This is a genomic window from Streptomyces sp. NPDC060198 (assembly GCF_042728415.1).
Taxonomy (GTDB): Bacteria; Actinomycetota; Actinomycetes; order Streptomycetales; family Streptomycetaceae; genus Streptomyces.
The window spans coordinates 1-14,523 of the sequence record NZ_JBHWZJ010000179.1; the positions used below are offsets into that span (position 1 = coordinate 1).

The following is a 14,523-nucleotide window of genomic DNA, read 5'->3' on the forward strand; positions in this document are numbered from 1 at the left end:
GCCGGGACGACCGGGACGACCGAGACGACCGGGACGACCGAGACGACCGAGACGACCGAGACGACCGAGACGACCGAGACGACCGAGACGACCGGGACGACCGGGACGGCCGAGGGGCCGGCGGACACCGCCGGATCGGCGTCCCCGCCCCCGACGGCGCCCCTCGCCGAGGTCTCCGAGCTCATCCGCTCCGTCAACGGCCCCGTCCGCGACCTGGCCTTCTCGCCGGACGGCGCCTGGCTCACCTGGTCGCACCCGGGCATCGGCCGCTCGCTGCGGCAGATCAAGCTGGCCCGGATCTCCGGACCGGGCGCTCCGGTGATCGTGGACGTCACCAACGGCCGTTTCGAGGACGAGAACCCGGTGTTCACGGAGGACGGCCGGTACCTCGCGTTCCTCTCCTGGCGCGGCTTCGACCCGGTGTACGACGTCCACACCGGAGACCTCTCGTTCCCGCTGGGCTGCCGCCCGTACCTGGTACCGCTCTCCTCCGCGACCCCGTCGCCGTTCGCGCTCTCGCCGGACGGCCGCCCGGCGGCGGGCGGCCTCGATCCGCTGGACCTGCCGGAGGCCGGTCCGAGCGAGGGGACGGCGCCGGTCACCGTCGAGTTCGAGGGGCTGGAGAACCGGGTGGCGCCGTTCCCGGTGGCGGCCTCGAAGTACTCCGCGCTCCGCCCGGTCGCCGGGGGCGGACTGGTCTGGCTGCGGTGGCCCATCTCCGGGGCCCTGGGTGAGACCTTCGCCAACCCGGCGGACATGTCGGGCCGCCCGACGCTGGAGCACTTCAACATCGCCAAGGCCCGCAGGACCGAACTCGTGGACCACCTGGACTGGTTCGCGGTCAGCGGCGACGCGACCCGACTGGTCGTCATGGACGACGGGGAGTTGCGGGCCGTCCCGTCCAACGAGTCGGGCGACAGCGACTCCACCACCTACCTCGACCTGCGCCGCATCCTGCACGAGGTGGACCCGGCGGCGGAATGGCGGCAGGCGTACGACGAGGCGGGGCGCATCATCCGCTCCTACTTCTGGGAGCCCGACATGTGCGGGATCGACTGGTCGGGGGTGCTCGACCAGTACCGTCCGCTCGTCGAACGCGTCTCCTCCCCCGACGAGTTCGCCGATCTGCTCCGCGAAGTCCTGGGCGAACTGGGCACCTCGCACGCGTACGTCTCCCCAGCCCGCCGCAACGAGGGCCCTCCGCACTACCAGCGGGCGATCGGCCTGCTCGGCGCCAACCTCGTCTGCCGGGACGGGGCCTGGACCGTCCGGCGTGTCCTGCCCGGCGACTCCTCCGACTCCAAGGCCCGCTCCCCGCTCGCCGGTACGGGCATCCGGGAGGGCGCGGTCCTCACCCACGTGGACGGCCGCCCGGTCGATCCGCTCGCCGGCCCCTACCCCCTGCTGACGGCGGCGGGCGGCACGACGGTCGAGCTGACGTTCCTCCCGCCGGGCGGACAGGGGCGCCCGCGCCGCGTCGCGATCATGCCGCTGGTGGACGAACGGCCGCTGCGCTACCAGGACTGGGTTGCCAAACGCCGCGAGGTGGTACGGGAGTTGAGCGGCGGCAAGTGCGGCTATCTGCATATCCCGGACCTCGGCGGCTCGGGCTGGGCGCAGTTCAACCGGGACCTGCGGATGGAGGTGTCCCGGCCCGCCCTCATCGTGGACGTACGCGGGAACGCGGGCGGCCACATCAGCGAGCTGGTGGTGGAGAAGCTGACCCGCAAGATCCTCGGCTGGGACCTGACCCGGAACGCCCAGGCCGTCTCGTACGCCTCGAACGCGCCGCGCGGGCCCGTGGTGGCGCTCGCGGACGAGGCCACCTCCTCGGACGGCGACATGATCACCGCCGCGTTCCGGCTGCTGAAGCTGGGCCCGGTGGTCGGACAGCGCACCTGGGGCGGGGTGGTCGGCATGACCGGCCGGCACCGGCTGGGCGACGGCACGGTGATCACGGTGCCGATGAACGCCGCCTGGTTCGACACGTACGGCTGGTCGGTCGAGAACCACGGGGTCGAGCCGGACATCGAGGCGCTGCGCACCCCGCTGGACTGGGCGGAGGGCCGGCACGCGGTGCTGGACGACGCGGTGCGTCTCGCGCTGGAGCTGCTGGACGAGCGGCCGGCGGCGACCCCGCCGACGTACGACGCGGTACCGGACCTGCGCAGGCCGCCGCTGCCCCCGAGGTGACGCCCCGGGACGACGTGAGCGCGCGGATGCGGGGCGCGGCGGGCCCGTGGCTCCCCGCCGCACGCCTTTCCCCGCCGCGCGCCTTTCGCGCTCCGGGCACGCCGAAGAGGCGCATCCTGTCGTCCGGATGCGCCTCCTCGGCAAGTACCCACCGGCCGGAGCCGGTCAGCACCTCAGGCCGTCAACGGTCAAAGCGCTCGCGGGCCTTGTCGGTCGCGTCGTCGGCGCGGTCGCGGAGACCCGACTTCTCGTCGTCCCGGTCGCCGGCGCCCTTGGCACGGTCGCGCGCGGCGTCCTTGCCCTGGCCGGACTTCTGCTTGGCCTGGTCGGCGAGTTCCTGCGCCTTGTCCTTGAACTGGTCTGCGATACCCATGCTGTTCACTCCAGTGGGGTGCGTGGGGTCTGGGGAGACCGCCCCCGTGAGGAGCGGCCTCGCTCAGCCTCGCACGGTCGGACATACCGCGCATTTTGATCAACGACGCAGTGTGCCGACGGCTTTTCGACCAGCGCTTCGGCCTCCCGTTCGACCAGCGCGCCGACCGGTCAGCGGCGGGGCGCGCGTGCCTCCGTGTCCGCCGCTCCGCCCGCTCCGACCAGCCCCTTGGGGATGGCGTCGAGCCGGGAGGCGAACCGTTTCATCTCACGGGCCCCGACGGTGCCGATGAGCATGGGCAGGTAGCCCCGCACCGACTGCATCCCGCGCAGCCACCACTGGGCGTAGACGTGCGAGGAGCGCCGCTCGATACCGGCCACGATCCGGTCGACCGCCGGGCCGAGCGGGTACGTCCGGTTGGCGGGCCAGGGCAGCCGGCCGCGCAGCTCCCGCATGACCTCGTCCTGGTCGGCGCCTCGCACCATGTCGGTGTCGGTCCAGGAGAGGTAGCCGACGCCGACCCGCACACCCCGATAGCCGACCTCCGCCCGCAGGCTGTGCGCGAACGCCTCGACGCCCGACTTCGACGCGCAGTACGCACTCATCATCGGCGCCGGGGTGATCGCGGCGAGCGACGCTATCTGGAGGAAGTAGCCCCGGCTCTCCATCAGTACCGGCAGGAACGCGCGGCCGGTCACCGCGCTGCCGATCAGGTTGACCTCGATGACCCGCCGCCAGGCCACCGGGTCCGAGTCGACGAACGGTCCCCCGGTGGCGACCCCGGCGTTGGCGACGACCACGTCCACCTTGCCGAAGCGGGCCTTCACCTCCTGGGCCACCTGCTCCATCGCCTCGTGGTCGGTGACGTCCGCGTACCAGTGGGCGCTCTCGCCGTACAGCCGCTCCGAGACCTGCTTCAGCTCCTCCGGCTCCAGGCCGACCAGGGCGAGTGTGGCGCCGCGCGCGGAGAGTTTGCGGGCGAGCAGCTCGCCCACCCCGCGGGCCGCGCCGGTGACGACGACGACCTGTCCTTCGAGACTCCGACCGGCGCTCATACGACGTCCTCCTTCTCGTTCGTGGCGGTCCCGGTGAGGTGACCGGCGACAAGTTCACGGATCTTCGCGCTGACGGCTTCCGGCGCTTCGAGCGGTGTCATGTGGCCCATTCCGGGCAGCTCGGTGAGACCGAGGAAGTCCGGCAGCGCCGCCGCCAGCGCGCGGGCGTGCGCGGGCGGGGTCATCCGGTCCTCCAGGCCCACCAGTACGGCGGCCGGCACCCGCAGCTCCGGGACTTCCCGGTCCAGATCGAGGTCCGAGAGCACGTGCCCCCAGGCGGCGCGGGCCTTGCGGGGACAGGCCTGCACGATGCGCGCGCAGACGTCCACCCGCTCGGGCGACGAGCCGGGCCCCATGGTGGCGTACTTGAGCAGGGCCCGGGTGAGGGGGGTGACCGGTCCCAACGGGAGGGCCGCCCGCAGGAGTGCCCGGGTCCCGCCGGTGCGCGCGGGCTTCGGCCCGGTGAACACCCGGGCCTCGTCCGCCAGCCGCCCGCTGCCGGTGCTGCAGAGCAGGACGGCGGCGGCGTGCTCCCGGAACCGGGGGCGGCGGGCGGCGGCCATCAGCGTCATCCCGCCCATGGAATGCCCCGCCAGCACCGCCTTGCGGCCGGGCGCGAGGGTGGCGGCGAGCACCGCCTCCAGGTCGTCGGCGAGGGCGTCGGTGCTGTGTCCGCCGGGGCCCACGTCGGGGCTGCCACCGTGGCCTCGCTGGTCGTAGGCGATGACCCGGTGGTCGGCGGCGAGATCGGCGATCTGGGCGGACCAGAACCGGGTGCTGCACGTCCAGCCGTGCGCGAGGACGACGGCGGGCGCCTCCTCGGGGCCGTACACCTCGACATGGACGCGGGAGCCGTCGGCCGAGACGGCGAAGAGCGTCCGCTCGGGTACGGGCACGAGGTCCCCGGAACGCTGCCGCGGGAGTCGTGAGCTCATCGGGTTGCCTCCTCGGTCACGGGCCGGTCGGGTCCGGCGGGATCGGTGCCCTGCGCTGCCTTCGGGGCCCGCGACGGCTTCCCGGACCCGCCGGACCTCTGGGCGACCACCGTAGGCGGCCGTGCGGTCGCGGGGGCGCGGATCACGTCGTACTCCGCCAGATCGACTGACCTGGTGGCGCGGCGGAAGTCGGCCGTGGTACCGGGCCAGACGGTGGTGTTGCGGCCGTTCTCGTCCAGGTACCAGCTGGTGCAGCCGCCGGTGTTCCAGACGGTGCGCTCCATCCGCTTCTGGACGCGGTCGTTCCAGCCGTCCACCGCGGTGGGGCGTGCGGCGAGCGCCGTCCCGGTGCCTAGCACCTTCAACTGCCGCAGGTAGTCGGCCATGTAGTTCAGCTGGGACTCGATCATGAGGATCATCGAGGAGTTCCCGAGCCCGGTGTTCGGGCCGATGATGGTCATCCAGTTGGGGAAGCCGGCGGCGGTGGCGCCGCGCAGCGACCGCATCCCGGTCTTCCAGCTCTCGGCGAGGGTGATGCCGTCGGCGCCGACGACACGTTCGGCGATCGGCATGTCGGTGACGTGGAAGCCGGTGCCGAAGATGATCGCGTCGGCCTCGGTCTCCGTACCGTCCGAGGCGACGAGCGTCGATCCGCGGACCTCGGCGAGGCCGGAGGCCACGACGTCGACGTTGGGGCGGGCGAGCGCCGGATAGTAGGTGCTGGAGAGCAGGATGCGCTTGCACCCGATGCGGTAGTCCGGGGTGAGCTTGGCGCGCAGCGCCGGGTCCTTGATGGCCCGCGCCATGCCCGCCTTCGCCAGGGACTCGATCAGGCCGAGCCCGTCGGGGTACTTCGTGAAGGCGCTGACCTGCAACTCACGTATCCCCCACAGCAGTCCGCGCCGGGCGGTGCCGGTGGCGGGGACGGTGCGGTGCAGCCACCGCTCGGCCTTCCCGATGGCCCGGTCGACGCGCGGCATCACCCAGGGCGGGGTGCGCTGGAAGAGCGTGAGGCGTCCCACCTCCGGCTGGATGGCGGGCACTATCTGGATGGCGGAGGCGCCGGTGCCGATCATCGCGACGCGCTTGCCGGCCAGGTCGTAGTCGTGGTTCCAGCGGGCGGAGTGGAAGACCTCGCCCGGGAAAGTGTCGAGGCCGGGGACGTCCGGCGTCTTCGGGTCGGAGAGCGGGCCGGTCGCGGAGACCACGACGTCCGCGACGATCGTCGTGCCGTTGGCGCACTCGATCACCCAGTTGAGTGCCTCGGTGTCCCAACGCATCACCTTCACCTCATGGTTGAACCTGAGGTGCGGGCGGAGACCGAAGGTGTCGGCCACCCGCTCCAGGTACGCACGTATGTGCTCCTGGCCGGAGAAGGTGCGCGGCCACTCGGAGTTGGGCGCGAAGGAGAAGGAGTACAGGTGCGAGGGCACGTCGCAGGCGCACCCGGGGTACGTGTTGTCGCGCCAGGTACCTCCCACGGAGCCGGCCCGCTCCAGGACGACGAAATCGGTGATGCCTTCGCGGCGCAGCCGGACCGCGGCCCCGAGGCCACCGAATCCGGATCCGATCACCGCCACCCGTACGTGCTCGTGCTGGGCCATGCCGCCGCCTCCCGCGGTAGTCACACGACTCTGCCAGCAATCACTGGCACCTTTCGGAGGGTAGAGCAGGCCCGTACCGATGGGTAGAGGGCAGGACAAGGAAGTTACCGGCGGTACAACATAAGGTTCGCTCTGTGGCCGAAGGACATGAGCAACGCGAATACCGCATGGAGGAGCTGGCCCAGGAGGCCGGCATCACCGTGCGGACCCTCCGCTTCTACCGTGAGCGCGGGCTCATCCCACCGCCCCGCCGCGAGGGACGCATCACCTGGTACGACAGCCACCACCTGGCACGACTGCGCACCATCACCGGCCTGTTGGAGCGCGGCCACACCCTCAACGGCATCGCCGACCTCGCCGCCACCTTCGAGAGCGGACGCGACGTCGCCGAGGTCCTGGGACTGGGCGAGCCCACCGAGGAGACCCCGGTCCGGCTCACTCCGGAGCAACTCGCCGACTATTTCGAGGGCGAAGTCACACCGGAGAACCTCGCCACCGCCCTCGATCTCGGCTATCTCGCCACCGACGGCGACGAGATCGTGCACATCAGCCGTCGCCTGTTGGAGGTATCTGCCGAACTGGTGCGCGAGGGCGTCCCGTTGGCCACCGTCCTCTCCACCGGCCGCCGCATCCGCGAGCACGCCGAGGCACTGGCCGAGATCTTCGTCCGGGTCATCCAGGTGCACGCGGCGGACAGCCCCATCGACAAACTCCGCCCACTGGCCCGCGCGGTCGTGGACGCGGAGCTCTCGATGGCCCTGGACCGGCGGCTGCGCGAGAGCGACGACGCCCCCGACGGGCAACGACCCGACGGTGAAACGGAGTAGACAGCGGCCGACGGGGAGTCCATGGTCACCCGGTGACCTACAACATCACGCTCGTACGGGTGGAACCGGGGCTGACCGTCCAGAAGGCGCTCGACCGCCTCGACGCCGGCTACGACCCCGACGCCGAACCGCCCCCGTTCCGCCCCACCGACGCACACCGGGACGAGTGGGCCCGCATCCTGGACCGCGTCTCCCGGGAGGCCGAGGCCGGGGCCGTCGAGTCCACGGAGTACCCGTACAGCCTGACCCTGGAGACGGTCGGGCCGCCGGGGCGCGTCCAGCTCGACCACTGCGGGGAGACCGCCCACATCGAGGTCGCCCACCACCACACGGGGCGGCGGCAGCGGCGATCATGGAGATCGCCTACCGCATCGCGCGCATCGTCGAAGACGAATGCGGTATGACCGGACACGACTTCGAGGTGGACCAGCCCATCCGAACCGGCGACCCCGCCAGAGCCGCCGCCCGCCTGAGCGGCGTCTCCGACTGGGCGCTCCGCCACGCGGGCCGGACCGGCTGACGCCCGCCGCGGCGGAGCGACCCAGGCAACGGCAGCCGTGCGCGGACGAGTTGGCACATATGCGGCCAGGGGATGCCCCTACCCCAAGTACGGGGTGGCGCGACGCTCCAGAAAGTGTCCGATCCGTAGCCGCTGCGTGTGGTGCATGGGGAGCGAGTCGAGGTCTTCGGGTGCCACGAACCGGAGTTCGGTGGACTCTTCCGAGACGGCCAGAGCGCCGCCGACGACCCTCGCGGTGAAGCAGACATTGAACTGCCGACGCACTTCACCGTCGCTGTACGCGATGACATGACGCGGGTCGGTGTACGTACCGACGAGTCCCGTGATCTCCACGTCCAGACCGGTCTCCTCCTTGACCTCCCGCACGGCCGTGCCGGGCAGGGAATCGCCCATGTCCATCGCCCCGCCAGGGAGCGCCCACAGGTCGTTGTCCCGGCGCCGCTGGAGAAGCAGGCGGCCGTCCGCGTCGGTGACAACGGCGGAGGCCGCCACGACCAGGCTGTTCGGCTGGGGGGCGTGCGGGTCGTCGTAGTACTCGGTTCGGGCCATGCCGCTCACCCGTCCACGGGGCGTGCCGTGTCCCCTACGGCGTCGAAGCTCCCCGCACAGGTGTCGAACATGCCCCCGTCGGCATGGCGCCGCAAGCGCCCCATGGCTTTCCTGCGGCCGAGGGTGGGGGTCGAGAGTGGCTGGTCCCGCCCAGCGGCGTACAGCACGTACGACGCCCGCCTCGGCCCCGTCCGGCGACGCGAGGAACACAGCCGGACGAGGCTTTCCGCAGCCGCTTCCTACAGGTCGAACACTGCGGTCACGGGCGCGTGATCGCTCCACCGCTCGGCGTGGGCCGCCGCCCGCTCGACGTACGCCTTCACCGTGCGGGCCGCGAGGCCGGGCGTCGCCACCTGGTAGTCGATCCGCCACCCGGCGTCGTTGTCGAAGGCGCGGCCTCGGTAGGACCACCAGGAGTAGGGCCCCTCCTGGTCCGGGTGGAGGGCGCGCACCACGTCCACGTACGCGGCCTCCTCGAAGACCCGGGTCAGCCACTCCCGCTCCTCCGGGAGGAAACCGGAGTTCTTCCGGTTCGACTTCCAGTTCTTGAGGTCGGCCTCCTGGTGGGCGATGTTCCAGTCGCCGCAGACGACGACCTCGCGCCCCTCGGCGGCGGAGCGCTCCTTGAGCCCGACCAGGTAGGGGAGGAAGGCCGCCATGAAGCGCTCCTTCTCCTCCTGCCGCTCGGTGCCGACCTCGCCGGAGGGCAGGTACAGGCTGGCGACGGTGACGCCCGGAAGGTCGATCTCGGCGTACCGGCCGCTCAGGTCGAACTCCTCGGCGCCCTCGATCCCGAAGCCGCCGAAGCCGATCTGGATGCGCTCCGGCGCACGCCGGGAGTACAGGGAGACGCCCGCACGCCCCTTGGCGGCGGCCGGCGCGTGCACCACGTGCCAGCCCTCGGGATCCCGTACCTCCTCGGGGAGCTGGGCCGCCTCGGCACGTACTTCCTGGAGGCAGACGACATCGGCCCCGGTCTCCGCGAGCCAGGGGACGAAGCCCTTCTTCGCGGCGGCGCGGAGCCCATTCACGTTGACGCTGGTGACGGTAAGCACCCCCCGACAGTACCCAAACGAGGGCCCGCACATATGTACGCTTACCTGCGTGAATATCCAGCCCCGGTCGTACGACCACCCCGACGCCGTCAAGCTCAACGACGAGGTCCAGCTCGAATACATCGAGCGGTACCAGGACGGCGGCGACCAGACCTACCTCGATCCCACCATGTTCGAGCCCCCCAACGGCCTGTACCTCCTCGCCTACGACGAGCGGGAGCGCCCGGTGGCGACCGGCGGCTGGCGCGCCATGGAGCAGAACGAGGAGGGGTACGCCGACGGCGACGCCGAGGTCAAGCGGATGTTCGTCATACGTGAGGGACGTGGCCAAGGTCTCGCCCGCCGCATCCTCGGCCTGCTGGAGGAGGACGCCCGCGCGGCGGGCCGCACGCGCATGGTCCTGGAGACCGGCGACAAGCAGCCCGAGGCGATCGCGCTGTACACGTCGAGCGGCTACACGGTCTGCGAGAAGTTCGGCCACTACCGGACGTACGACAACAGCATCTGCATGGCCAAGCCGCTCCAGGAGTCCTGACGACGGCTCGCCCCAGGAGGCCGCGGCCCCTCAGCCGCGCGGGCGGAACGGCCGGTCCGGCAGGGTCACCCGCTCCAGCTTGTCGGGGTTGCGGACCACCCGGATGCCCACGATGCCCGCCGGGCCCGTCTCCAGCACGAGGACGTCGTCGGTGACCCCCGCCACGGTGACCAGCAGGCCGGGCTCGCCGTTCACGTCGACCCGGTGGTACCCCGTGTCGGGCAGCGGCGAGGACATCACGCCCAGCAGCCAGCGGGCCGCCTTGTCCGCGCCCCGGATCGGCCGCAGCGCCGCCTGGACCTTGCCCCCGCCGTCCGACCAGACGGTCACGTCGGGCGCCAGCATCCCCAGCACCCGGTTCAGGTCCCCGCCGACGCACGCCGCCAGGAACTCGTCGGTGACCTTGCGGCGCACCTCGGGCGCCGCCTCGTAACGCGGCCGGCGCGCCCGTACGTGCGAGCGCGCCCTGCTGCCGGCCTGGCGTACCGCCCCTTCCGTGCGGTCGATCATCGCGGCGATCTCCGCGTACGGGTAGCCGAAGACCTCCTTGAGGACGAAGACGGCCCGCTCCAGCGGCGACAGCGACTCCAGCACCACCAGCATCGCCAGCGAGATCGCCTCCGCCTGCTCCACCGCGTCGCTCGCGTCGGGCGTGGTGACCAGCGGTTCGGGCAGCCACGGCCCGACGTACGCCTCCCGCCGCGCGGTCGCCGAGGTCAGCCGGTTGAGCGAGAGGTTGGTGATCGTACGGGCCAAGTAGGCGCCGGGGTTGTCGATCCGGGCGTGGTCGACCTTGCTCCAGGCCAGCCAGGTGTCCTGGAGCATGTCCTCGGCGTCCGCCGCGCTGCCGAGCATCCGGTACGCGATACCGAACAGGGCCGCGTGGTGCTCCTGGAACCGGGCGAGTGCCTCGTCGATCGGTACACGGGCCATGACGGGTGCCTTCCGGGTCGGTCGTGAGGTGTCTTCGCAGCAGTGACAGAACAGCGCCGCACGATGTGACATGCCCCGGCCGGTGGGCCCCCGCCCGTCGAAGCAGGCTACCGGGGGGCGAGCGCCTTGACCCGGCGGAGGGTGAGGGTGGTCTCCGCCGTGAGCACCCCCGGCAGCCCGGCGATCTTCTCCCCCACGAACGCGTACAGGTCGGCGGTGGTCCGGCAGAGCACCGAGACGACGAGGTTGGTCCGGCCGGTGACCGCCCCCGCGAACCGCACCTCCGGGTGCCGGGCCACCAGCCGGCCCGCCTCGACCAGGTCGCGCGGGGTGACGGTGAGCCAGCACAGGGCCTCGACGCCCCGCCCGAGGGGCACGTGGTCGTACTCGACGGCGAAGTACAGCACTCCGGTGGAACGCAGCCGTTCCAGGCGCCGCTTGACGGACGACTCGGACTGGCCGGTGACCGACTGGAGTTCGGTGAGCGGGGCCCGGCCGTCCCGGGCGAGCGCGGCGAGCATGGCCTCGTCGGCCGGGTCCAGCGCGACGGCCACCGGAGCGAGGGCCGGCGGCACGGTACGCAGCTCCAGCTCCTCCTCGGCGTCGAGCGCGCTGATCTTCCTCAGCCAGCCGAGGGCGTTGCCGTAGTAGGAGTGCAGCACGCAGTGGGCGGTGACCGAGGTGACGTCCGGGGTGCGCCTGATGCGTTCCAGGAACAGTTCGTCGCGCTCGCGGTCGCTCCTGGGGCGGATCGCGCAGACGACCTCGGACCCGTCGGCGACCAGGTCGATGTAGTGGGTGTCGGGCCGCCGGGCGAGCGCCGCCGCGAGCGCGGGCGCCGAACCGTCGGCGCAGCCGAGCCGCACGATCCAGCCCGTCCGGCCGAGGCGGCTGTCGTCGGCCGTGCCGACCACTCGCAGCCCCGCCGCGCTCCGCAACCGTCTGAACCGGCGCGCGACCGTCTGGTCGGAGACCCCGAGGACGTGGGCGATCCGGCTGAAGGGTGCCCGCCCGTCGAGTTCCAGCGCCTGCAGCAGCTTCAGGTCCAGGGTGTCGAGCGTGCGGGGCTCCACATGGCCTCCCGGTCGGTCCGTCGGGCCCGGCGCGCGGGCGGTCCACCCGACCGTACAGAAACCGCCGGTGACCGACGCGCGCACGACCTTCCCCGGCGCCCATTCCTGGACGGGAAAAGAATCCTGCCCACCACCGAATTCCGAAGCCCTCCCCGATTCCCTCCACCTTGCACCCGCCCAGATGTGCGAGCAAGGAATTCCGCCGAGAAAAAGGGAATCCGACACCGCACGCCCCCCTGCGAGGGATCTCGCTCACGCCGCACACCCAGCGGAGCGCGGAAGCACACATCACCCCAGCTCAGCGACCCTGTATGCCATGGCGGATCCCCTTTGCCCCACCGGATACGGCCAGAAGCCGAGCCGGCTCGACCGAGGAGACGGGGAAAAGTCGGGGAAAGTCCTGGGAATTTCGGGAGCGCATCACGGAACGCCCGGGAAGACGACGGGAGCGCAAACTAAACGTGCACTCCCCCTTCCTTCCCCCTTTCCTTTCCGGCCGTTACGTTCGCCACCCATCGGCCCGGTGCACCCCGCACCGGGACCGGTCCTACGAGATACCGGGTGGTCGAAATGAGCCGAGGAACTGTTCTGGTGGTCGGCGGCGGGATCGGTGGCCTGTCCACCGCCGTCGCGCTGCGGGAGTCGGGATACGACGTCAACGTCGTGGAACTGCACGAGGACCTGCACTCGTCCGTGTACGGCGTCGGCATCATCCAGCCGGTGAACGCCCTGCGCGCACTCGACGCGATCGGCTGCGCCGAGGCGTGTCTGGCCGTGGGGTACGCGACCACGGCGTGGGGGCAGGTCCACGACGTGGACGGCAATCTGGTGCGGGAGGTGCCGGGGGCCCGGATCGCCGGCTCCGGGCTGCCGCCGATGAACGGCCTCACCCGCCCGCAGCTGCACCGCATCCTCACCGACCGGGCGCGGGGGGCCGGGGTGACGATCGAGTACGCCAAGACCTTCACGGAGCTCGTCAACGGTCCCGAAGGCGTCGACGTGACGTACACCGACGGCACCGGTGGCCGGGTGGACTTCGTCGTCGGCGCGGACGGGGTGTACTCGAAGGTCCGCCCGTACGTCCTCGGAGGGGAGCCGGCCCCGGTCTACATCGGGCAGTCCGCGTTCCGCCTCAACATCCCCCGCATCCCCGAGATCGACCGCATCATCCTCCAGCACGGCCCCACCGGCATGGCGGGCTTCGTGCCGATCGGCCCCGAGTTGGCGTACTTCTTCTTCAACACCGTCTGGGAGCAAGGGCGTTGGCTGGAGCAGGATCAGATGGACAAGGTCCTGCGGGAGCTGCTGGCCCCGTTCGGAGGGCTGGCCGGCCACGTCCGTGACACGTACGTCACCGATCCGGCCGCCATCGTGTTCCGGCCCGAGGAATGGCTCATCGCACCCGCCCCCTGGCACCGCGACCGGATCGTGCTGATCGGCGACGCGGTCCACGCGGTGACCCCGCACCTGGGCCAGGGTGCGGCGCAGGCCATCGAGGACGGGGTCGTCCTCGCCGAGTGCCTGGTGACGCAGGACAGCCCCGAGCAGGCGTTCCGTCTGTACACCGAGCGCCGCTACGAACGCTGCAAGCTCGTCGTGGAGTCGTCGGTCGCCATCGGCGAATGGGAGATCGACCCCACCGGCAAGGAGGACTTCGACCATGCCGGACTCACCCAGCACGTGCTGGAGACGATGGTCCAGCCCTTCTGATCCCCCCGTGTACGCGCGCCGGCTCCCCTCTCCCCGACCTCGACGAAGGGCGACCATGCGACTCTCCGCAGGTACGCGCAGCGCACTGGCCACGGCGGTGGCCCTCGGCACGATCGCGGTCCTCGGCGGCTGCGGCAGTGGAAGCGGTCCGGGGGACGGTTCCGCCGTCACTCTGGGCTTCGTGAACGGCGACACCAGCGAGTTCGCCACCTGCCTGCAGAAGGCCGTGGAGCGGACGGCGAAACAGGAGGGCGCCCGCCTTCTGCTGGCCAACTCCCATCAGGAGGCGGGCAAGGAGCTCTCCAACATCGAGGACATGATCACGCACGGGGTGGACGCGCTCGTCGTGCAGACCGTCAACGTCGACGCCTTGGAGGGGGCGGTCGCCCACGCCGAGTCCGCAGGCGTGCCGATCTATCTCACCTCGGTCGCCACCGACGACGTCTCCGGCATCCTCGGAGCCGCCGTCGTGGACCTCCACCGGCTCGGCGAAATGGACGCCGGGTGGGTCGCGAAGGACGCGGGCGGGAAGCCCGTGAAGGTCGGTGTCGTCGCCGGGGCGCCGGGTGCCGCCTCCGACTTCATGGTGTCCGGCTTCACGGAAGCGCTGCCGGCCGGCGCCGACGTGGTGGCGAACCAGCCGGCCATGTTCAACCCGGTCAAAGCTCAGGACGTGGCGCAGAACATGATCCAGGCCCACCCCGACCTGGACTACGTGTTCGTCGCCAACGAGGAGATGGCCCTCGCCGTCCGCAAGACCTTCGACGCGGCGGGCGCGCACGACGTCGAGATCGTCACCGAGAACGGTACGGACGCCGGACTGGCCGCGATCCGCGACGGCAGACTCTCCGCCACGGTGGCCAACTCGCCCAAGGTCATCGGAGAAACGGCGATCGAGCGGACTCTCGCTCTGCTCGACGACGGGGCGCCGGAGAGCGGGAAGGCCGCGGACAAGATCACCGACATCCCCCTCACCATGGTCACGGCCGAGAACGCCGACGACGCGCCGCAGTACTGCGACCGCTGAGAGCTCGGGCCCGCTCCGGCGGGGGTAGGGGGTGAGGCCCGGGGGCACCCGCGGGGGGCCCTAAACCCAGCCCGGCGCCCTCAACCCGGGCCGGCCCCCAAAACCCGGGCCGGGGCCCACAAACAAGGCCGGGC

14 protein-coding genes are annotated in these 14,523 nt (G+C 71.5%); 6 read left to right on the top strand and 8 right to left on the bottom strand.

Annotated features, from left to right (window positions below; genetic code table 11):
- Nucleotides 1-2,193, top strand: a 2,193-nt coding sequence (locus tag ACFWEP_RS21155) for a S41 family peptidase (RefSeq protein ID WP_387371845.1), incomplete at its 5' end; no start/stop codon positions are given.
- A 181-nt stretch (nucleotides 2,194-2,374) separates the two neighbouring features.
- Here the strand turns inward: ACFWEP_RS21155 and ACFWEP_RS21160 are convergent.
- The 4 genes from ACFWEP_RS21160 to ACFWEP_RS21175 form a co-directional block, all read right to left on the bottom strand.
- Nucleotides 2,375-2,566: a hypothetical protein gene (locus ACFWEP_RS21160; protein WP_387371846.1), complete on the bottom strand. Its 192-nt coding sequence runs from the start codon at nucleotides 2,564-2,566 to the stop codon at nucleotides 2,375-2,377.
- Between the two features lie 170 nt (nucleotides 2,567-2,736).
- Complete coding sequence (locus tag ACFWEP_RS21165) at nucleotides 2,737-3,621, bottom strand: SDR family oxidoreductase (protein WP_387371847.1); 885 nt, start codon at nucleotides 3,619-3,621, stop codon at nucleotides 2,737-2,739.
- Entirely contained in the window at nucleotides 3,618-4,556 is a 939-nt protein-coding gene (locus ACFWEP_RS21170) for an alpha/beta fold hydrolase (RefSeq protein ID WP_387371848.1), read from the bottom strand. Before ACFWEP_RS21170 ends, ACFWEP_RS21165 begins: the two co-directional genes overlap by 4 nt.
- Nucleotides 4,553-6,160, bottom strand: a complete 1,608-nt coding sequence (locus ACFWEP_RS21175; protein WP_387371850.1) for a flavin-containing monooxygenase — start codon at nucleotides 6,158-6,160, stop codon at nucleotides 4,553-4,555. The genes ACFWEP_RS21170 and ACFWEP_RS21175 overlap by 4 nt, the downstream gene beginning before the upstream one ends.
- 167 nt (nucleotides 6,161-6,327) lie before the next feature.
- On the opposite strand from ACFWEP_RS21175, the gene ACFWEP_RS21180 reads away from it, so the two are divergent.
- Both ACFWEP_RS21180 and ACFWEP_RS21185 read left to right on the top strand, forming a co-directional pair.
- Nucleotides 6,328-6,987 carry a MerR family transcriptional regulator gene (locus ACFWEP_RS21180; protein WP_387371860.1) on the top strand — a complete coding sequence of 220 codons (660 nt, stop codon included), beginning with the start codon at nucleotides 6,328-6,330 and terminating at the stop codon, nucleotides 6,985-6,987.
- Nucleotides 6,988-7,019: 32 nt separating this feature from the next.
- A complete protein-coding gene (locus ACFWEP_RS21185) occupies nucleotides 7,020-7,391 on the top strand; it encodes a hypothetical protein (protein WP_387371851.1) in 372 nt (123 codons plus the stop codon).
- A 194-nt stretch (nucleotides 7,392-7,585) separates the two neighbouring features.
- On the opposite strand, the gene ACFWEP_RS21190 is transcribed toward ACFWEP_RS21185, so the two are convergent.
- Both ACFWEP_RS21190 and ACFWEP_RS21195 read right to left on the bottom strand, forming a co-directional pair.
- The gene (locus ACFWEP_RS21190) at nucleotides 7,586-8,056 is read right to left on the bottom strand and encodes an NUDIX domain-containing protein (protein ID WP_387371853.1); all 471 of its coding nucleotides are present in this window, start codon (nucleotides 8,054-8,056) and stop codon (nucleotides 7,586-7,588) included.
- Nucleotides 8,057-8,295: 239 nt separating this feature from the next.
- On the bottom strand, nucleotides 8,296-9,111 hold the full coding sequence (locus ACFWEP_RS21195; protein WP_387371854.1) for an exodeoxyribonuclease III: 816 nt from the start codon (nucleotides 9,109-9,111) through the stop codon (nucleotides 8,296-8,298).
- 49 nt (nucleotides 9,112-9,160) lie between these two features.
- On the opposite strand from ACFWEP_RS21195, the gene ACFWEP_RS21200 reads away from it, so the two are divergent.
- On the top strand, nucleotides 9,161-9,646 hold the full coding sequence (locus ACFWEP_RS21200; protein ID WP_387371855.1) for a GNAT family N-acetyltransferase: 486 nt from the start codon (nucleotides 9,161-9,163) through the stop codon (nucleotides 9,644-9,646).
- Nucleotides 9,647-9,676: 30 nt separating this feature from the next.
- On the opposite strand, the gene ACFWEP_RS21205 is transcribed toward ACFWEP_RS21200, so the two are convergent.
- Together ACFWEP_RS21205 and ACFWEP_RS21210 are read right to left on the bottom strand one after the other, a co-directional pair.
- A complete protein-coding gene (locus tag ACFWEP_RS21205; protein WP_387371856.1) occupies nucleotides 9,677-10,579 on the bottom strand; it encodes an RNA polymerase sigma-70 factor in 903 nt (300 codons plus the stop codon).
- Between the two features lie 107 nt (nucleotides 10,580-10,686).
- Nucleotides 10,687-11,652 (bottom strand): AsnC family transcriptional regulator, encoded by a 966-nt coding sequence (locus tag ACFWEP_RS21210; RefSeq protein ID WP_387371857.1) that lies wholly within the window; start codon nucleotides 11,650-11,652, stop codon nucleotides 10,687-10,689.
- A gap of 570 nt (nucleotides 11,653-12,222) precedes the next feature.
- Here ACFWEP_RS21210 and ACFWEP_RS21215 point away from each other — a divergent pair.
- The gene (locus tag ACFWEP_RS21215; protein ID WP_387371858.1) at nucleotides 12,223-13,362 is read left to right on the top strand and encodes an FAD-dependent monooxygenase; all 1,140 of its coding nucleotides are present in this window, start codon (nucleotides 12,223-12,225) and stop codon (nucleotides 13,360-13,362) included.
- A 55-nt stretch (nucleotides 13,363-13,417) separates the two neighbouring features.
- Nucleotides 13,418-14,389, top strand: coding sequence for a sugar ABC transporter substrate-binding protein (locus ACFWEP_RS21220; protein ID WP_387371859.1), 972 nt, complete (start codon nucleotides 13,418-13,420; stop codon nucleotides 14,387-14,389).
- The last annotated feature ends 134 nt before the right edge of the window (nucleotides 14,390-14,523 follow it).